This is a genomic window from Paenibacillus polymyxa M1 (assembly GCF_000237325.1).
Classification (GTDB): Bacteria; Bacillota; Bacilli; order Paenibacillales; family Paenibacillaceae; genus Paenibacillus; species Paenibacillus polymyxa_C.
The window spans coordinates 992656-1011002 of sequence record NC_017542.1 but is presented as its reverse complement, the minus strand read 5'-3'; the positions used below and the strand labels follow the sequence as shown (position 1 = coordinate 1011002).

The 18347-nt window shown below is 44.5% G+C and carries 18 protein-coding genes and 1 pseudogene; 4 read left to right on the top strand and 15 right to left on the bottom strand.

Annotated features, from left to right (window positions below):
- Positions 1-177 precede the first annotated feature (177 nt).
- Complete coding sequence (locus PPM_RS04520; protein ID WP_014599499.1) at positions 178-942, top strand: SDR family oxidoreductase; 765 nt, start codon at positions 178-180, stop codon at positions 940-942.
- A 109-nt stretch (positions 943-1051) separates the two neighbouring features.
- Here PPM_RS04520 and PPM_RS04515 read toward each other — a convergent pair whose 3' ends face one another.
- The gene (locus PPM_RS04515; protein ID WP_013369537.1) at positions 1052-2530 is read right to left on the bottom strand and encodes a protein adenylyltransferase SelO; all 1479 of its coding nucleotides are present in this window, start codon (positions 2528-2530) and stop codon (positions 1052-1054) included.
- Positions 2531-2639: 109 nt separating this feature from the next.
- Positions 2640-3089 carry a VOC family protein gene (locus tag PPM_RS04510; protein WP_013369536.1) on the bottom strand — a complete coding sequence of 150 codons (450 nt, stop codon included), beginning with the start codon at positions 3087-3089 and terminating at the stop codon, positions 2640-2642.
- A gap of 124 nt (positions 3090-3213) precedes the next feature.
- Between PPM_RS04510 and PPM_RS04505 the strand changes: the two genes are divergently transcribed.
- Entirely contained in the window at positions 3214-4152 is a 939-nt protein-coding gene (locus PPM_RS04505) for a helix-turn-helix transcriptional regulator (protein WP_013369535.1), read from the top strand.
- 90 nt (positions 4153-4242) lie between these two features.
- On the opposite strand, the gene PPM_RS04500 is transcribed toward PPM_RS04505, so the two are convergent.
- The 3 genes from PPM_RS04500 to PPM_RS04490 all read right to left on the bottom strand — a co-directional run bounded on the left by PPM_RS04500 (position 4243) and on the right by PPM_RS04490 (position 7979).
- Positions 4243-4614 carry a hypothetical protein gene (locus tag PPM_RS04500; RefSeq protein ID WP_014599498.1) on the bottom strand — a complete coding sequence of 124 codons (372 nt, stop codon included), beginning with the start codon at positions 4612-4614 and terminating at the stop codon, positions 4243-4245.
- 158 nt (positions 4615-4772) lie between these two features.
- Positions 4773-6947 carry a 1,3-beta-galactosyl-N-acetylhexosamine phosphorylase gene (gene gnpA, locus PPM_RS04495; protein WP_013369533.1) on the bottom strand — a complete coding sequence of 725 codons (2175 nt, stop codon included), beginning with the start codon at positions 6945-6947 and terminating at the stop codon, positions 4773-4775.
- A 12-nt stretch (positions 6948-6959) separates the two neighbouring features.
- Positions 6960-7979, bottom strand: coding sequence for a glycoside hydrolase family 88/105 protein (locus PPM_RS04490; protein WP_013369532.1), 1020 nt, complete (start codon positions 7977-7979; stop codon positions 6960-6962).
- A 229-nt stretch (positions 7980-8208) separates the two neighbouring features.
- On the opposite strand from PPM_RS04490, the gene PPM_RS04485 reads away from it, so the two are divergent.
- The gene (locus tag PPM_RS04485) at positions 8209-9150 is read left to right on the top strand and encodes an AraC family transcriptional regulator (RefSeq protein WP_013369531.1); all 942 of its coding nucleotides are present in this window, start codon (positions 8209-8211) and stop codon (positions 9148-9150) included.
- Between the two features lie 2 nt (positions 9151-9152).
- Here the strand turns inward: PPM_RS04485 and PPM_RS04480 are convergent, their stop codons facing one another.
- The 8 genes and pseudogenes from PPM_RS04480 to PPM_RS04450 all read right to left on the bottom strand — a co-directional run bounded on the left by PPM_RS04480 (position 9153) and on the right by PPM_RS04450 (position 16099).
- Positions 9153-9707 carry an amidohydrolase family protein gene (locus PPM_RS04480; RefSeq protein WP_013369530.1) on the bottom strand — a complete coding sequence of 185 codons (555 nt, stop codon included), beginning with the start codon at positions 9705-9707 and terminating at the stop codon, positions 9153-9155.
- An 89-nt stretch (positions 9708-9796) separates the two neighbouring features.
- Positions 9797-10366 carry a hypothetical protein gene (locus tag PPM_RS04475; RefSeq protein WP_013369529.1) on the bottom strand — a complete coding sequence of 190 codons (570 nt, stop codon included), beginning with the start codon at positions 10364-10366 and terminating at the stop codon, positions 9797-9799.
- A 53-nt stretch (positions 10367-10419) separates the two neighbouring features.
- Positions 10420-11409 (bottom strand): tRNA dihydrouridine synthase, encoded by a 990-nt coding sequence (locus PPM_RS04470; RefSeq protein WP_013369528.1) that lies wholly within the window; start codon positions 11407-11409, stop codon positions 10420-10422.
- Between the two features lie 359 nt (positions 11410-11768).
- Positions 11769-11966 (bottom strand): annotated as a pseudogene (locus tag PPM_RS28345) (N-6 DNA methylase); the annotation flags it as partial.
- Positions 11967-11985: 19 nt separating this feature from the next.
- Complete coding sequence (gene rlmD / locus PPM_RS04465) at positions 11986-13743, bottom strand: 23S rRNA (uracil(1939)-C(5))-methyltransferase RlmD (RefSeq protein ID WP_013369526.1); 1758 nt, start codon at positions 13741-13743, stop codon at positions 11986-11988.
- A gap of 223 nt (positions 13744-13966) precedes the next feature.
- Positions 13967-14848 (bottom strand): diacylglycerol kinase, encoded by an 882-nt coding sequence (locus PPM_RS04460; protein WP_013369524.1) that lies wholly within the window; start codon positions 14846-14848, stop codon positions 13967-13969.
- A gap of 172 nt (positions 14849-15020) precedes the next feature.
- Positions 15021-15809: a sirohydrochlorin chelatase gene (locus tag PPM_RS04455; RefSeq protein WP_014599496.1), complete on the bottom strand. Its 789-nt coding sequence runs from the start codon at positions 15807-15809 to the stop codon at positions 15021-15023.
- Positions 15809-16099 carry a YerC/YecD family TrpR-related protein gene (locus PPM_RS04450; RefSeq protein ID WP_007428885.1) on the bottom strand — a complete coding sequence of 97 codons (291 nt, stop codon included), beginning with the start codon at positions 16097-16099 and terminating at the stop codon, positions 15809-15811. Before PPM_RS04450 ends, PPM_RS04455 begins: the two co-directional genes overlap by 1 nt.
- Positions 16100-16328: 229 nt before the next feature.
- On the opposite strand from PPM_RS04450, the gene PPM_RS04445 reads away from it, so the two are divergent.
- Positions 16329-16835: a hypothetical protein gene (locus PPM_RS04445; RefSeq protein WP_013369521.1), complete on the top strand. Its 507-nt coding sequence runs from the start codon at positions 16329-16331 to the stop codon at positions 16833-16835.
- 6 nt (positions 16836-16841) lie between these two features.
- Here PPM_RS04445 and corA read toward each other — a convergent pair whose 3' ends face one another.
- Together corA and PPM_RS29400 are read right to left on the bottom strand one after the other, a co-directional pair.
- Positions 16842-17801 carry a magnesium/cobalt transporter CorA gene (gene corA / locus PPM_RS04440; RefSeq protein ID WP_013369520.1) on the bottom strand — a complete coding sequence of 320 codons (960 nt, stop codon included), beginning with the start codon at positions 17799-17801 and terminating at the stop codon, positions 16842-16844.
- Between the two features lie 374 nt (positions 17802-18175).
- Positions 18176-18346, bottom strand: coding sequence for a hypothetical protein (locus PPM_RS29400; protein ID WP_158309126.1), 171 nt, complete (start codon positions 18344-18346; stop codon positions 18176-18178).
- Position 18347 lies beyond the last annotated feature (1 nt).

Genomic DNA, 18347 nt, shown 5'->3' with positions numbered 1-18347 from the left:
GTAATGCATTAGAGCGTTAAACATGCGTATTTTTTCAATGATAAATATCACGATATTAAGCTTATTTAAAACCTGTATCCCTACAGTGCAAAACATGAACTCCGAATGAAAGAGCAACATTTCAAACATTACCTTGTGCTATAACTATGCATGAATTCCAAACAAGGAGATGAAGACATGAGTAAGTTAAAAGGTCAAATCGCTTTAGTAACTGGTGCAAGTCGAGGAATCGGTCGTGGCATTGCATTACGTCTGGCTCGGGAGGGGGCCATTGTCGCAGTGCATTACGGAAGAAGGCATAAAGAAGCAGATGAGGTGGTTCATCAAATTGAGCAACTTGGAGGGGCTGCATTTACGATCGGTGCTGACTTCAGTGCCCTGAACGGCGTTTATGATTTATATGCGAAATTGGATGAAGCGCTTCGGGAACGTACAGGCGATAATCGGTTTGATATTCTCGTCAATAACGCTGGAATGGGTCAAATTGTCCCCCTAGAAGAGACAACAGAAGAATCTTTTGACGAAGTCATGAACATGAATGTCAAAGCACCTCTTTTTGTTACCCAGCAAGCTTTGCCGCGTCTAAAAAATGGAGGCCGCATTATCAATCTCTCATCGTTTGTTACACGCGTGGCCTCCCCTAGTGTTTTTGCATATAGCATGTCAAAGGGGGCAATCGACACACTGACTCGCGTTTTGGCTCATCAACTTGGGAGCCGTCATATTACAGTCAACGCCATCCAACCTGGCATTATCAATACAGAGATGAATAGCGGAACCTTACAAGATCCCAACGGGCAGAAATTTGCCGCTGGCCTTTCGACCTTTAAATGCTGGGGCGAGCCTGAGGATGTTGCAGATATAGCTGCCTTTCTTGCCTCATCGGATAGCCGTTGGATCACTGGTCAATTGATTGATGCAAGTGGTGGATCTCATCTGTAAATGAACAGGTTCAAAATAAAAGCAAAATGCGTTGGTGAGAGAAAGTCGTTCTTCTCCACCAACGCATGAAATAGATTATCAGCCAGTTGTTCAACATGACTACTACAGATCAGGTACCACAGAAGGTTCGGTAAGGACAAGTGGGTTCCTCAGGCAATGTAGAGTAAACTTCCTGTTCAGTAGAATAAGCATAAGGGTCCGAAAGAACTTCAAGGAGTTTCTCCATCACACGGTAATCTTCTCGTTCCACCGCAGCTTCCAGTGCTTCTTCTACCCGATGGTTGCGCGGGATGATTGCAGGATTTCTGCTGCGCATCAGCTGATGCGAGGAGGCTTCGGATTCCTGTTGTCTGTCCAGCCTCGCCTGCCACTGCTTGTTCCACTGGGTAAAATCCGCAGTGCTGAACAAATCCGCATCCTCCAGTTTGTTTAAAGTTAGAGCACGGAAGGTATTGGTGTAGTCCGCGCGATGCTTCTGCATGATTTTAAGAAGATCCTCAATCAGGGATTCATCCTCTAGCTCCTCGTTAAAGATCCCCAACTTGGCCCGCATTCCCGTAAGCCAATGATGGCGAAACATGTTTGCAAAATCTGAAATTGCATCCTCGGCCAGTTGGACAGCCTGCTCTCTGTTGTCATGTAGCAGCGGCAAGAGGGTCTCTGCAAATCTCGCGAGATTCCACGCAGCAATATGCGGCTGATTGACATAAGCATAGCGGCCCTGCATGTCGATGGAACTGAACACCGTCTCAGGATTATAGGTATCCATAAAGGCGCAAGGACCATAATCAATGGTTTCTCCGCTAAGGGTCATATTGTCGGTGTTCATCACTCCATGAATAAAACCCACTAGCTGCCATTGGGCGATCAGCTTCGCCTGACGCTTAATCACTTCCTGAAGCAGTGAAAGGTAACGGTTTTCGTCATTGGCAACTTCTGGATAGTGTCGTTCCAATGTGTAATCAGCCAGAGTACGCAGATCTTGGGACGTGCCCCATGCTGAGACATATTGAAAGGTGCCGACACGAAGATGACTGGCAGCCACACGAGTCAGAATGGCGCCGGGCTGCTCAGTTTCCCGGATGATCGCCTCACCTGTAGTTACCACCGCCAAGCTGCGGGTGGTAGCGATACCTAGCGCATGCATCGCTTCGCTGATGATGTATTCGCGGAGCATCGGCCCAAGTGCCGCTCGGCCATCACCACGACGAGAGTACGGCGTTCTGCCTGAGCCCTTGAGCTGAATATCAACCCGTTTACCCAAGGGAGTGATCTGCTCGCCGAGCAGTAGAGCACGCCCGTCTCCTAGCATGTTAAAATGCCCGAATTGATGTCCTGCGTAAGCTTGAGCAAGAGGCGTAGCACCTTCGGGAACCTGATTGCCGGCCAACATTGCTACGGCGTCATCTCTTTGCAGCGCATTTTCGTTCAAACCCAGTGAGACTGCCAACGGATGATTTAAAATGATCAGCTTTGGTGAGCGAACAGGATTTGGATTGAGCTTCGTAAACATGGATTCCGGCAGACGAGAATAACTGTTGTCGAAGTTCCACCCTATTTTATTTGCTATTTCTTTTTTCTCTGTCATAGTGTCTCCTTTTCTGCTGTGGTATCTTGGATTTTTCCATTTTAGTTTTTACTTCTATCCATTTATTATCCACATTTCACCATGCTGTTGTACCTTTCAGCCTACTTTTTTATTGTAACCGATGATCAAACATGAATTGTATTTGAATACCGAATGGGTCTTCAATAATACCATAGGCTTGGCTAAACACGTTACTTGATAAAGGTACAATGATTTTCACTCGATCATCTGTTATTAGACTATGATAAAAATGTTCAATTTCTTCTATGTCAGCACTTTGAATACATAATGAAGTATTATTCCCTACGGTATATTCCTCATTGGGATTCATGGGTTCTTCTGCTATCATAACCTTTGTTCTTTCGATCGATAAGACAGAATGAGAAATATAATCTTTATTTTCAGCAGTAAGCTGTATTGAACTGTCACGTTTGGCCATGTCTTGATAAGTAACGAGAAATCGTTCCTCGGCGTTAAAATGTTTTTTGTAAAAAGCTATAGCTTCCTTTGCTTTTCCGTTCATGGATAAGAAAATAGCTATTTCCAGTGTTGTACTCATGGGTTCAATCTCCTTTTATATCATGCTTGTAGGTAGATATCTTATAGATTTGATATATCACCTTGAACCTATTATCATATGTAAAGGGTTCAAAACATGACACCTTTTATAAGGAGATTTATGTATGAAGAAATCCGAAAGATTAAATGACATGATTAGGTACTTAAACAGTCGAGAGTACTTTAATTTAAATGATCTCATGGATAAATACCATATTTCAAAAAGTACAGCCTTACGTGATATTAGTTCATTAGAACAATTAGGTATGCCTATTTATTCGGAACATGGCCGACATGGACGATATGGTATCTTAAAAAATAGATTGTTATCCCCTATTATTTTTACGATGGATGAAGTATATGCTCTGTACTTTGCAATGTTGACGTTAGAAGCTTATCAATCTACACCATTTCATTTAAGTGTTAATAAACTCAATGAAAAGTTTGAACACTGTCTTTCTAAAATACAAATAAACCAGATTCATAAAATGAAAAAGGTTCTACAATTTGAAATATATCAACATAATCATGTTAGTCTCTATTTGGACAAAATACTAACCAGTATTCTTAATGAGACGTACTGTAAGGTTCAATATTCAAAAAATAACCAGAACAAAAGTTACCATGTTCAATTTTTTAAGATTTCCGCTAAGTTTGGCCAATGGTACGCTACTGGAATAGAGTTAAATACGAATAAATATAGGGTTTTCCGATGTGATCGAATCACCTTGGTAGAAGAGGAGGAAATCAATTCTCACTTTTCTATAGACGAACTTCTTAGCCGTTCATTAGAGATGTATCAAACTGAGAAGAGCATCGACTTTGAAGTAGAGATTGTAGAACAAGCCAAGGATATTTTTTATAAAGAACATTATCCCTCTATGAAAATACAGCAGGGTCATAAAACAGTCATAAAAGGATTCTACAATCCTGGAGAGGAGGAGTTTATCGCTCATTACTTTATGAGATATGGTCATTATGTACAATCAGTGAAGCCTGAATCTTTAAAACAGATTATTAAGGAGAGAGTTGAGCACCTCTTAAACCACTATCAAAAATTATAAGATCATCGAAGATTTGTTTAAAATTTTTTCTACATTTAGCAAGAAAAAGAAGCCTCAAGCTCCTTTTCCCTGCTAACGATGACATTGGAATTATGGCTTCCGTTTGGCGATAACAGCATAGGATACCGTTCTTGTGGTTCCAGTTGGATTCCATGCAGTAAAGAACCATCTGTCCTCGGCCGCAGAATAGTTATCGAGAAGAAATCCTTGCTGATTTCCAGAGAAAATCCATGAACCGCTAATCAGATTGTAGGCGTTACCGTTAATCGTAGTGCTTCTAAAGCTATTTGGGGGGATAGTAACCGCAGCGAAAGTGAAACGCGCAAATCCATCTCCAAGTTGAGTTACACGAATGGCTTTTTTAAGATTCATAACCACGTGACTTCTTTTTTTTAACTTTCTTCCCAACTTGGCTTCCGCATTTTTAATTTTCATTAAGGTTGCCTTTCTCAAAGAAATCATCTCCTTCATTGTTTTACTTATAGTTAATGATGGAGTAGATACTTTTGAATGGACAAAATCCCCGGTAAATTGGCTGGATTTTCTGGAGGTGCTAAAACAAAGAGCCCTTCCTTAAAAAAAGGAGGGCTTGACACCGCTACTCTTATTATTTTCCGTTTCTATACCGATTTTGTTAAGCCGATATGGGTGATCATGGTGTCATACGGCTCTAACTCCATGGTTTGTTTGCCATAGTCCGTTTCAATCGTCGTTCTTTGCAGTTGATCACTATTGTTAATAACAACCAACATTTTACTTTCTGGATAATAAGCACATTCTGTATATAGGTTATCTGTAATGTACTTCGTTTCATGTAACTCATTGCCTGCAAACCGAATTATATTCAGTAGCAACCTTGTGTTTTCCCAGCTGAATTCGAAAGAAGGAAGGTAGATCCCCTTTCCTTTACCAAAGGCATGAGTAGACAATGCTATCATACCACTCGTTTCCTCCACTACCGCAGCTGACCCATCGGTAAGATAAATGCTATTCTTTGGCGTTATACTGGCTCCCTCAGGCACCAAACCATGCTCATCCCTAGCCTCGTATGCCCATCTTCCATGACCTACTCTGGAGCCTGTATCCTCATCCAGTCCGAGAACATGTGCCATTCTGAAAAAGCTGTCGTGGCCTTCAACCGCAGAGGGCTGGTTGATGCCAATAAAGGTACCACCCTCATAAACCCATTTCGTCAGTAAGTCCACACACTTGTTGTCATTCCAGTACTCCCCACCACTCCATGCTGAACCGGCAGAGCCTGCATTGATGACTACATCACAGTCCTGTAGTATACCCTGACGGATATCTTCAAAATCGATGAACTGAACTTCAACCGGCAATCCGGATAAAGCCTCATTGATATGAATCAAATCATGCATATACGTTTCGTGGAAATGGCCAGACAAGGTCCACGATCTCAATTTTCCCCAGCTGTGCAGAATAGCTACCTTCGTCTTGATGTGATAGGGTTTGCCTTCATGATGCAGTTCTTTGATTTCTCTGAACTCATTGGCAATCTTTTCGATGTAATCGCAAAAATCCGGGTAAGGCTCTACAAGATGCAAATATCCCCCCAGTCCAATCCGGTCAATAGGCTCCCTCAACAGTGCGCGTCGGATATTAATCCAATACTTTTTGGCATCTAGCGTGGGGTCGCCCCCCTCCATAAAGGTAGGAAGCCCGCCTAAGCCAACCGGAAATAAGTATGGATGCAGCCGAATCTCATGCGTATTCACTTTCACACCTGAACACAGCCTCGCCTCATAACCTGAGAACACACATTTGATCAATCCGTCAAAACCAAACTCTTGGAAACGGTCATTGTAAGGCTCCATGCCAACCCAACTGTCATCATAAAACACGTAGGCCAGCTTGTCGTGCCTATGCACAATGTCAATTAATTTCTTGCCAAATTCGATTACAAAATCATTGATAAATGCCATCCAGTCCAGCTTTCGTTGCTCAGCCGGGATATGTGTGACGCGATACTTCCCGCCATTCACAAAATCGTCGGCAGTCATCGAATACCCATATCTCTTGGCAAATAGATCCAGCGCTCTTGAGCTTACCGTAAAATCGTATGACCCCCAATCAGAGAACAGATGGCGATTGCGCTCATTGCTGCCCCAAACCCAGGCGAAGTTATAAAATAAGGAGGTAAACCGGACAACTGTGGTTTCCTTATGATGAAGACACCAATCTTCCATCCAATCCAGCAGATACTGTTGCGTTTCTGTATACATGGGATCAATCTGCATTAAATGCTCTTTGTCCCAATGATTCGTGGTGTGATTGTACATGGAAATCTCTTCCCAGATCCGGTAGACCATGAAGCTTACCGTGTATTTATGCCAAGGAACAATTCCGGTAATGACCACATTTCCGGATTCCCTTTCATAATTCCACTGTTCTCTTGGAACTTCCTCTCCGGTCGTTCTGTCAAAAACCTGCCAATAGTTAAACGCTTCTTTGGAATCATTCACTTTGAACTGTTCAGCAAAAAAATCCTCCATCAGATAGATGGATACATAATCTTGTACAGCTACCTTTGGATTTGTAATTAAAAAACATTGCTGCAGCTTATCCAGGTTGCGGGACGCCCACTCGTTATGATCTCTGATGATACAGATTGTAGAATAAATGCCGTATCCAGCGTTTATAATCTCATCGGACAACTGCGTGCCGTCACTGTCACGGATGACATCAGCGCCCCATCGTTCAGCTAATTTCAGGGTCAGCGCCTCATAACCAGATTCTCCTGGTAGCGTAAAGGCCCCCGTTGTTTGTTTAGACAACTTCGATCCCTCCTAATTCAACATATCGGATAGAAAAGCCAACGCTAAGCCTTGTCCCCAGCCCTGAATCCAGTCTTTAGGAATATTGCGATACCCTTCCCGATCTTTCATAACCGCTGTGCCGCCCGATACACCCAGTACCCGTCCGTCTTCGCTAATATGGTTTAAGATGCCCTTCAATGCCTTTTGCACGTATTTGGTGTGCAGTGGATTGCCGTTATTGATCATGGCCGCCGCAATACCGCATGATGCAGATACTTCTTCATAGGACTCCTCGTCATCCAGTACCGTCCGCCACAAGCCATTCTCTGTTTGAACACCTTTCAATGCCGCCAGTTGATCCCGAAGGGAACACTCCACGTCCATACACGGCGGATACAAATACCAGTCTTTCAAATGAATTTTGACTTGCGACATGGTATATGCTCCCCAAGCATTCGCTCTTCCCCAGAAAAATCCGGACATGTGATCCTGTTTGACATTGTTGTAGCCATGGTACCAGAAGCCGCTACTAGGATCTTGCAGGTATTTGATATGCCAGTAATATTGATTTAAGGCATCCTGGATCATTTTCTCGTCCTTTAATTTGGTTCCTACACGAAGCAGAAAGAATGCCGCCATAAACAATGTGTCTGCCCATGCCTGTTCTGGAAAATCATTAGCAACGGATACCGTATGCTGCAGAACATGGTCTCCGAACCTGAGAGCATGGTTTTGGATGTAATCCACCTTGCTCATCACAATATCCCAATATTTCTGGTCCCCTGTTTCTTCATACAATGTGATCAGCATATGGCCCATGGCACATGTGTTTACCGTCCAGTGCGGCAGACCCAGCTCGATGTATTCATCTGCCCACTGGGCAAGCATATTTAGATACTCTTTATTCCCTGTTTGGGTATAGGCTCTGGATACACCATAATAAGCCACACCGCAGGGCCAATCCCATGTTAAATCCATCGCCATCGTTTTTCTGACGACTTTATCAATAACTCTTAATATCTCTTCCTTGTCATAAGTTAATTGAAGCATTGTTATTCCCCTCTCATAGTGCACACGCCCCCAAAGGCGCTTGAGAGCGGTTCGCCACTGTTTTGGAAACGCTTTACTTATTCCATTGTACGCAGTAAAATAGTCTCAATCTAAGCACATTCGCAACAAAACTGCGCAATTTCAACCATTTATATGTATACCTGCTGGCTAAACTTGACATAGCGTTCACCTATAATCTACTCAAATCCAAGTTATGGGAGTATCGAATATGCCCAGAAAAAAGAAGCCCGTTATAGAATACCGACACTACAGCTTGCCTATAAACTTCCCTGTCTTGCTGTTAAGCGGTGAACGTTGGAAGATTTCAGATATTAAAAGTGAGCACCTCCATTTTCATAACCATTTGGAGATTGGTATTTGCTATTCGGATGGCGGTTTCATGGAGATCAAAGGAGAAACTGTCCCCTTCAAAGCCGGGGATGTAACTTTCATTCCTAGGTATCTTCCTCACACCACGTATAGTTCGCCAAATACAGCCAGCCTTTGGTCTTATATCTTTTTTTCGCCAGAAGACCTTTTCCAACATTCTTTTAAAAGCGCTTACAGAAACTTTGAGCCCAATTTGTGGGTGATGAAGGGAACGAACTGTATATTAAACAAGGAGCAGCATCCCAAGGTGTATACACTTGCGACTTCGATCGTAGAGGAATTACAACAACAGAATCCTTACTACCAGGAAAGCGCCTACGGCTTATTGCTATCCCTTTATATAGAACTTCTCAGAATTCACTCCAGGAATGAATCATTGAAAGATGCAGAAACAGTACATAGCCGGAAAAGTGATTTTGCCATTTCTCCAGCTTTGGAGTATATCACTAAAAATTATATGACACCTGTTAACATTGATTTTTTGGCTGACCTGTGCCATTTAAGTACAACTCATTTTCGCAGAAAATTTCATGAGATTATGGGAACCTCCCCTCTCTATTTCCTAAACAGCACCCGAATCGAAGAAGCCTGCAAGCAGTTAAAAAGCACAGATGACTCCATTCTTTCCATCTCCGAGCAAGTCGGTTATCGTTCCATTTCCAGCTTCAATCGATGCTTCTCCAAGCTTATCGGAGAGCCGCCTAAAGAATGGCGTAAAGGAGCGCAATCCGAAGCACAATCAGCGAAAGCGTCTATACTGGAATTTACGGGGTGGGTTTAATTTTACCAAACTGAATCCAGCAGCTCGTCCACTTCCTGAATTCGGGTCACCGATGGTGTTTGTATAAGATTGCCTCTCACCATAACCATAGCTACATTCGACAAAGCTTTTATATTGTCCAAAGGATTGTGCTCCAGCACGATTAAATCTGCCTGTTTTCCGATATCAATGCTCCCTGTAAGATGATCAATGCCTAGGATCTCCGCATTAGACTTTGTTACCCGTTCGATGACCTGACCCGCATTCAGTTTCGTTTGTCTCATATAGTGGTCTAGTTCCCGCCACATATCATAGTGAGTGACGTAAGACATTGCGGCATCCGTTCCAATTCCAATTTTGATCTCATGTTCTACAGCCTGACGCAGCCCCTTCAGCATGGAGTCGTACACAAGCCGCGAATTTCCCTTAACCGTTTCATTCACCTTCGTTAGGCTCGTATCCAATTTCGCAATGGGATACCCAGCCTGCAAAGTAGGAATCGATGCAGTATAGCCCGATATAAAAAACAGGGAAAAGACATGATAATGGAAGCCGGTTCGCCCTGTTTTCCACTCCACTTTTCCCCGATTTCTTTCAAGTCTTCATTCATGTTTTCAGTAAGAACAACCCTGACACGAAGTGTCCCCATTAATGAAAGTTATTTTTTTCATAACGTACTGCGCCGTAACTCATAAAAATACTGCACAATCGGATGCTTTAACTTCATCTTCTCAGACATGTTTAAAATTCGCTTTTTTCCTACTCGTCTGTCCACTAAAGCTAGAATATTCAATAAGATGTCATTACTCTCTAAGCTGTCCTCTATAGAAGTAGTTAAAAATTTATTAGCTACAACATTAAAATTAGACTTGCTTAATAAGGCCTGTGCTGACAAAAGCTCCTTTGCATGCTCTGATATTTTTCTACCTCTTGCTATTACTTGTAGACGATCCTCCGGAACATTCCCATTAGTATCTTTTCTGATCGCTTCAATTTCTTCATTGCTGATAGGAACTTGGATATCTGGATCATTTTTGATTTCCAACTCCGTCTGATACCACTTGATTGGACTAGTGATATCGTTCATATTGAGTATGTTCTTCTTATCTACAGTTATATAACAAGTTCCAGATTTATCAGGAAAATAACGGTAACTGGTAGATCGGTATTCGACCCTTCCGTCTAACGCAGGAGAGAGGAAGCTCTCCAGTTGTTGCTTCAATTTACTCCAGGACATATATCCTCCTATGTTTTCAATGCCTGCTAACAGCCCGTCCCTAACTTGGCAATTTAATTTCCTCGTTCCTCTACCTCATCATGATCCTTGCTTCCAAACTCATCAAGCAATGTACGCACTTCACTTGTTGATTTGGCGTTCATTAAGCTGTTTCTGAGTTCACTTGCCCCTCGGAATCCACGGACATATATTTTGAAGAAGCGGGCGAGAGGGCTAAACGAACGTGGCTCCTGTGCTGAATAATGATCATGGAGATCTAGATGAAGCCGCAGCAGTTCAAGCAATTCTTCACTGCTGTGTTCCTTCGGCTCCTTCTCAAACGCAAATGGATTCTGGAAAATACCACGCCCAATCATAATGCCATCCACTCCATATTGCTCAGCGAGCTTCAAGCCAGTCTGACGGTCCGGAATATCTCCGTTAATGGTCAGCAGTGTATCTGGTGCCACCTCATCACGAAGTTTCTTAATCTCCGGAATCAGTTCCCAGTGAGCGTCTACTTTGCTCATTTCCTCTCTTGTCCGCAGATGAATGGACAAATTCACAATGTCTTGTTTCAAAATATGGGTCAACCAGTCGCGCCATTCGTCTACGGCAGTGAAACCGAGCCTTGTTTTTACACTGACGGGCAGTCCCCCGGCTTTGGCGGCCTGAATGATATCCGCTGCGATTTCGGGACGGCAGATCAGACCGCTTCCCTTCCCATTCTCGGCTACATTCGCTACGGGGCAACCCATATTAATATCGATGCCTTTGAAGCCTTCTTTCGCCATACCAATGCTCATTTCACGGAAATATTCCGGCTTATCTCCCCAGATATGGGCCACCATAGGCTGTTCATCCTCTGTAAAAGTCAAACGCCCGCGTACACTTTTGTTCCCCTCCGGGTGACAATAACTCTCTGTATTCGCAAACTCCGTAAAAAACACATCCGGTCTGGCTGCTTCACTTACGACATGGCGAAACACAACATCCGTCACATCTTCCATCGGTGCCAGTATAAAAAAAGGTCGTGGCAACTCACGCCAAAAATTATTCATCATATCAAAAACTCCTCTATAATTACCAGGACAAATCTTTGGTCCCAAAATGGTAAAGCTAACCTGTTCATGTCCTTGCTTCTTCTTCACATATAACATGTTTAAGCAACGTAGTTCAAACAGCAGTATATGTTAAGCATAGACATCTAAATGAGTATATCATACTCAATAGAAGAGCATACTCCCCAAAAGCTCGCAAAAAAAGGAAGAGCGCCGCCCCTCCCTGCCATCTTCTATAACGTACTGCGCCGCAGTTCATAGAAATACTGTACGGCATAACTTCCCCCAGCCTACGCCATTCCCATGCGAATGGTTTAAAAAAAGAGCCGAGGAATAATATCCTTGACCCTTTTCGTCAAATTCTACACATGAATACCCAAAATTTTCAGCTGTCCATTGATTTTGGCTTCAAGTTCAGCGATTTCTTGTTTATCTTGCTCTATTTCTTAAAGTGATGCCACGTGAGCATATTTATCAACATCTACACGATTTCGGTACGTTTCGATAATCTTATTGATGTTTTTATCAGTAAGTTTGTTTTGATTTTTACCTTTTTCAAACGCCAATACACCTCAACTATTAGTCTTTTCTGACCAACAGAGCAACACTTTCCACATGAACCGTATGCGGGAACATATCTACAGGCTGTACTTCCACTGTACTGTACCCGCCATCCTCCAGTATCCTTAAATCCCGCGCCAGTGTGCTTGGGTTACAGGATACATACACCACGCGTTCTGGCTTCATCTCCAGAATGGTGTCGAGCAGGCGTGGATCACAGCCCTTGCGGGGTGGATCGACGACGATAACGTCGGCGGTGATGCCTTGTTCTTTCCATGCAGGAATGACATCTTCGGATGCGCCTACCTCAAACTTCACATTACGCATTTCATTCAATAGCGCATTACTCCGTGCATCGTCGATGGCTTCTTTGACGATCTCGACCCCATACACCTGGTCCGCATGCTGAGCGAGGAACAGAGAAATCGTACCGATGCCGCAATACGCATCAATAACCGTTTCTTTGCCCGTGAGTCCAGCATACTCAACGGTTTTACTATACAGTACTTCCGTTTGTACGGGATTCACCTGATAAAAGGATCGTGCGGAAATTGCAAACTGGACGTTTCCAATGTAATCGTAGATCACGTCACGCCCCCACAGTACACGAGTCTCGTCGCCAAAAATAACGTTCGTTCGCTTCGTATTCACGTTCTGGCATATACTTGCCACGTGTGGGATATGCTCACGAATACTGCCGATCCACGCATCTGCGTGCGGAATATCTCGTCCATTCGTGACGAGCACCAGCATCATTTCACCTGTGCGAAAAGCGGTCTTCACCACGACATGGCGCAACAGTCCGCGTCCGGTTTCTTCATTATATGCACTGATGCCCAGCATTCGGCCAATCTCTTTGACACGTGCAACCACTTCGTCATTGCGCTCGTCCTGAATGAGACAGGTGTTCATATCCACAATGCGATGGCTGCCACGTGCGTAGAAACCGCCGACAAGCCCGCCCTCGGCGACACCAATCGGCACCTGTGCTTTGTTGCGGTACCGCCACGGCTCACTCATACCGAGTGTAGGATGCACAACTACGCCTTGTACACGCGACATGTGGTCTGCATTTCCATCCGCAGAGTCAGCCAAAACCTCTGCAGTACGCTCACTGGACTCCGTAGTCACACTCAGCTTTCCTATACGCTCCAGCACATCCACCACATGTTGCCGCTTCCAGCCCAGCTGCGCTTCGTAGCTCATATGCTGGAGCTGACAACCGCCGCATTGATCATAGATGGCACACGGAGCTGCAATTCGGTCGGGGCTAGCCTGCGCAATATCCAGCAGCTTGGCATAGCCGTACTGCTTTTTCGTTTTCAGCACCTTGACCCGTACCTTTTCACCCGGTAACGCGCCTGGAACAAACAGCGTAAACCCTTCGACACGCCCTACACCCTCGCCATCATGGTTCATGCCGATGATGTCTATCACGGCCTCATCGTTCTTTTGCACAGGCAGATCGCTACGCTCTGCACTAGACCGTTTACGATTGGAAGCTTCCTGACTCCGTCCGTCGTTACTCCGTTCATTTTTGGAAAAACGACGAGGTTTTCGTTCATTCTCCCCTTTTTTCCGAGGAAAATCGTCCGTATTTCCATTTTTATTTTCGGTTCCAGCCCGAAGCATTCTATTCCCAGCTCCAACTGGTGACTGTTCCAGTTCTCTGTCTTTTTTCGCCTGCATGGTCTTGTTGTGCTGCTTTCCTGGAACTGGAGTTGCTGTTGCTGTATTCCGGCGGCTTTTTCCACGTCCGCTACGGTTATTTGTCATGGTTGTCACTTCTTTCTGTTCTTCTTTTCTCACTTATCTTCAATCAGCCATATCATTCAAATCGTCATCTAGACGACGTTTAACATCAACTCGAAAATGCCGTTACTCCCCACGGAGAACGGCAAGGACCGATATGTTTCCTACAAAAAACAACGATCTTCTCTACGCTCTGTATATCGAACTGCTCAAATCAACAAAAACAGAACTATTTCCGTTGATTTCCTCACCGGAACACATTCAAATGATGCGGTAAATTTCGGAAGGTCGCTGGCAAGGTGCCTCCTAATTCGCCATCCAGATTAAGCTGAACATAGCCAGGTGAGGTCACTTCCATGTAATCTGTTCTGAAATAAACGATTTTCTTGTCCTGCATATGCTCTCCGCGCAGCGCAAGTGTAACCAAGCGGATCATTTCCGCCAGATTGCATTTGCGCACAGCGATGACATCGAGCAGTCCATCATCTATTGTCGCCCCAGGAGCAAGCTTTTCAAACCCGCCGACCGAATTTGTATTTGCGATTAGGAAAAGCATAAATTCGTCGTGGATCACTTCCTGACCCGATGCCTTGATGATCAGCTCCTGTGGAGCAAGGCTGACCATCTTCTCCATACCTTTAAAATAATAGGCCAATTGGCCAATCATCGTTTTGAGCTTGCTTGGAACTTCATATGTAAGCTCGGTTAAAGTTCCACCGCCTGCGATGTTGATAAAGTAGCGGTCATTGGCTTTTCCGATATCCAACGGCTTCGGATTTTGACGAATAACGAGGTCACAATAATCCTCCCAATGCCTGGGAATGCCCAGTGCTCTGGCAAAATCATTCGTCGTTCCTAGAGGAAACACACCCAGAGGCGGGCGGTTTTCCCTTTCAGCCATCCCGTTAATGACCTCATACAATGTACCATCGCCACCAGCGGCAATAATCATATCATAGCCACGCTCAACGGCCTCTGTTGCGGCACGCGTTGCGTCCCCTTCCCCTGTAGTTGCATGGCAAGAGGCCTCAATACCACCTTCATCCAGGCGCTGCAAGACATCCGCAAGGCGACGCTTCATTTCCTCACGCCCAGAGGTCGGGTTGTAGATTAATCTAGCTCTTTTCATTCCGTTACGCCACCCGTATATTTAATGATATTTATATTCACATCGCAGTTCATCACATTCAGTCTGTACAAAATATCATCATACTGGAAAAAGGCCTCTTTTACAATAAAAGAAGCCAGTCACTATCCAAATAAGGGAATTTCAGGTTGAGACACTAGCGCCCGAATTCCGTCTATTTATTATCGATCCTTGCTTGCTTCTGCATATTCTGCATCAGTTCACGAATCTGTCTGTCCATCCAGCTTGTGAGCAAAGGATGCGGCAATAAAGGATCACCTAAATAACGGTAATCCAGCCCCTGTAAGCGTTTAGGAATCATATGACTTGTAAAATATCCCGAACTCAAAAACAGCGGTGCCACAATAACATCATGCCCCCGCTCCTGATTCCAGTACGCCGCCTTGTCATGCACACCCTCAGGATTTAGCAAAGCGTGGTCCGTAATGATGCCACTCACGTTTTGCACCGTACGAGCCAACGAGGAAATCCCTTGCTCCCAGCGCTGAAGAAAGCCGTTGTGCGCGCTGCCGTGTCCTACGAGTAAAATGACCTCGCGCGCAGGATCGACCGACAACGGGCGAACCTTGTCCCACACCATGCGGGCAACATCTTCGCCGTCATCCAATGGGCTACCAAAATGCACACGTGCCTTCAATCGAAACGGCTCCAAATCTGTTTCTTTGTCTGGCGCAGCTTTGACTCCCAGCGCATAGCTAATTTCATCTACATGCGTACTGCCTGACGACACGAACAAAGGAATAACCAGTAAATCTGTTACCCCCAAGGCTTCCAGACGGTCAATCCCATTTTGAATCAATCTTCCTTTAACCGTTTCCAAAAATGAAACCTCTACCGGCATTTCTTCCAGCAATTGAAGCTTTGCAACTGCCTGATCCACCTGTTCCACCCAATATGGCTCTCTAGAGCCATGGCTGATGACTAGTATCCCAGGGCTCCGCATTAGCGACCCAGACGTTCCAGAGTCATTTTATACCCGTCATTCCCATAGTTCAGACAACGCTTAACACGTGAAATGGTGGCTGTACTGGCGCCTGTCTCAGCTTCAATCTGATTATATGTGCTGCCTTTGCCAAGCATACGGGCAACCTCCAGACGTTGGGAGAGGGATTGAATTTCATTAATTGTGCACAGATCATCAAAAAATACATAGCACTCTTCCAAATTTTTAAGAGTTAAAATAGCTTCAAACAATTGATCAATACTTTTATCATTAAGCTTTTTAAGCTGCATAGATTATCATCTCCCAAAGGTTACAATCTCTCCTCATTGTACTCGACAAATAGTCAGTTTTTCAAGCATTAACGGTTTCACGCATTACAGAACAACATTACATGACTACAGAAACATACTGTGCGAATGCCCAAATCCGCTTTTATACCTAATTTCGGGACACGCGCCTAAACCCACTGTGCGTTTGTAACATACAGTAGAGTATCAATCTGCAAAGGAATGTGATCTCATGCCTGGACATTACTATCATCGGAGGGCGCAAACGCGTTCCATTTCCGATCCGTATAGTTCAACTCCTTATCCTGGACTCGATCCATACAGCGAGGTTCCGCAAGTCGATTCCTCCGCCGTGGTGCCCTATGAGGCACCAGCGAGTATAACAGATTCCGCCGTGGTCACGCCAGACCCCGCCCCAGCCAAAGGAGGGCTGCTTGGCGGTCTTGGTAATCTCAACGATATTAAAGGTATTATTGACCGTATGGGCGGTATTGACGGGATTGTTGCTACGGTCGGCAAGGTACAAAAGATCATGTCTAGCGTGCAGCAATTTGCTCCGATGGCAAAACTGATTATGGGCTCGCTCCCAGCATTCAACAAAAACGCAAGCAAAAAAACGACAACACCAATTACTGAGGAACTGGATGAATATACACCACCACGCCGACGCCGGAAAAAGACACAGCGCAAAAGTACCACTACCCCGCGCAGACGTCCGCGCAAACGCACAAGAAAGTAGGCTATTTTATTTAAACCAACCTCGGCGCATAAACCACACCACCATTGCAACACTCAATAAGAACATAAAGAACAATACGCCAAAATATCCATATTTCCAGCCCAGCTCGGGCATATTCGAAAAATTCATACCATAAATTCCTGCAATCAGCGTCAAGGGCATAAAAACAGTCGTAATTACGGTCAGCGTCTTCATAATTGAATTCATGCGATTGGAATTAAGCGATATGTAACTGTCTCTCAGGTCGGCTGTCATCTCGCGGTCGGCCTCCAGCATGTCCGTCAGCTTCAATAAATGATCATAGATATCAGTAAAATAAGCCATATGATCCCCCTGACCCTGCACATGCTGCGAATTCAAAACTCGGTACATCAGATCACGCATCGGTACGATCGTGCGGCGCAGCTTGAGCAACCTGCCACGCAGGTCAAATACCTGCTTCATTAATTCCTCTACCGATTCATGTGCGCCCAAACCTTCAAGCTCGGCTAATTCATCCTCAATGATGAAAAGGCTCGGAAAATAGTTGTCAACCAGCTTGTCCATCACCGTATAAGCTGCAGACAGCGGTCCGCGAGACCATATTTTGCGTTCGTTCGCATGCTCGACAATCCGCTCCCAGGCCTGATCCAGCTCCTCTAGTTCATGATGGTGATATGTAACCAAAAAACGGCTGCTAATAAACATATCTACCTCTTCCGCCTCTAATGTATCTACATCAAGCGCATGTACCACCAGAAACTGTACATTCTCGTAATAATCCAACTTGGGACGTTGCAGAACATGCATACAATCCTCTACAGCCAGCGGGTGAAAATGAAAATAACTCGTCAGCAGCTCCGACTCTCGATCTGTAGGCTCGTTAAAGTCAGCCCAGATCCATATGTAATCTTCCATGACAATCTGCTCCAATGGTTGTCCCACCGTCACCTGATGATCATGACCTATAGCCAATGTACGTATCACCGTATGTCCCCCTAGCTTAAATACTGCCGTCTTATATGTCATTTATATTTTATATAAGCCATTCCACATTATACAAATCTCATGCTCTATATTTCCATACACTAAATAAAAAAAGGATATCTCCGGGCCAGCACGCTCCCGAAGATATCCTTATACAATAATCCACGCATTATATTTTTCAAAAAAACTATGCTTGTCGCTTCATACCCTAATCGGCGATAAAAATAATGTGCATTCAGTCGTTCACCCCGATAGTCATATGTTGCTTGTATCGCTATTTCCCTCGGCGCAGCAAGCAAAGCGCTGCGCCAATTCCGCTGCCTGCACCCACTCATTTAAAAGTGGGGCAGGCTTTTGCGAAGAAAGGAGTAGGTTCAGCAAGTCGTAGCGTAGCGGTCCATTTGAATCTGTAGAAGCGCCAGCGTTCGCCTTTGCCCTTGAATTTTCACCATATAGGTCTTATATAATCGAAAAAATTCATAGGCAACAGCGATCGAAAGATCAAATGGATTGTGGAGCGTCTCACAACGAGCACCCCGACTCACA

Bases quoted from the DNA above. Each gene is read 5' to 3' on its own strand.
- PPM_RS04520 (WP_014599499.1), top strand. From the start codon at position 178: ATGAGTAAGTTAAAAGGTCAAATCGCTTTAGTAACTGGTGCAAGTCGA.
- PPM_RS04515 (WP_013369537.1), bottom strand. From the start codon at position 2,530: ATGACAGAGAAAAAAGAAATAGCAAATAAAATAGGGTGGAACTTCGAC.
- PPM_RS04510 (WP_013369536.1), bottom strand. From the start codon at position 3,089: ATGAGTACAACACTGGAAATAGCTATTTTCTTATCCATGAACGGAAAA.
- PPM_RS04505 (WP_013369535.1), top strand. From the start codon at position 3,214: ATGAAGAAATCCGAAAGATTAAATGACATGATTAGGTACTTAAACAGT.
- PPM_RS04500 (WP_014599498.1), bottom strand. From the start codon at position 4,614: ATGATTTCTTTGAGAAAGGCAACCTTAATGAAAATTAAAAATGCGGAA.
- PPM_RS04490 (WP_013369532.1), bottom strand. From the start codon at position 7,979: ATGCTTCAATTAACTTATGACAAGGAAGAGATATTAAGAGTTATTGAT.
- PPM_RS04485 (WP_013369531.1), top strand. From the start codon at position 8,209: ATGCCCAGAAAAAAGAAGCCCGTTATAGAATACCGACACTACAGCTTG.
- PPM_RS04475 (WP_013369529.1), bottom strand. From the start codon at position 10,366: ATGTCCTGGAGTAAATTGAAGCAACAACTGGAGAGCTTCCTCTCTCCT.
- PPM_RS04470 (WP_013369528.1), bottom strand. From the start codon at position 11,409: ATGATGAATAATTTTTGGCGTGAGTTGCCACGACCTTTTTTTATACTG.
- rlmD (WP_013369526.1), bottom strand. From the start codon at position 13,743: ATGACAAATAACCGTAGCGGACGTGGAAAAAGCCGCCGGAATACAGCA.
- PPM_RS04460 (WP_013369524.1), bottom strand. From the start codon at position 14,848: ATGAAAAGAGCTAGATTAATCTACAACCCGACCTCTGGGCGTGAGGAA.
- PPM_RS04455 (WP_014599496.1), bottom strand. From the start codon at position 15,809: ATGCGGAGCCCTGGGATACTAGTCATCAGCCATGGCTCTAGAGAGCCA.
- PPM_RS04450 (WP_007428885.1), bottom strand. From the start codon at position 16,099: ATGCAGCTTAAAAAGCTTAATGATAAAAGTATTGATCAATTGTTTGAA.
- PPM_RS04445 (WP_013369521.1), top strand. From the start codon at position 16,329: ATGCCTGGACATTACTATCATCGGAGGGCGCAAACGCGTTCCATTTCC.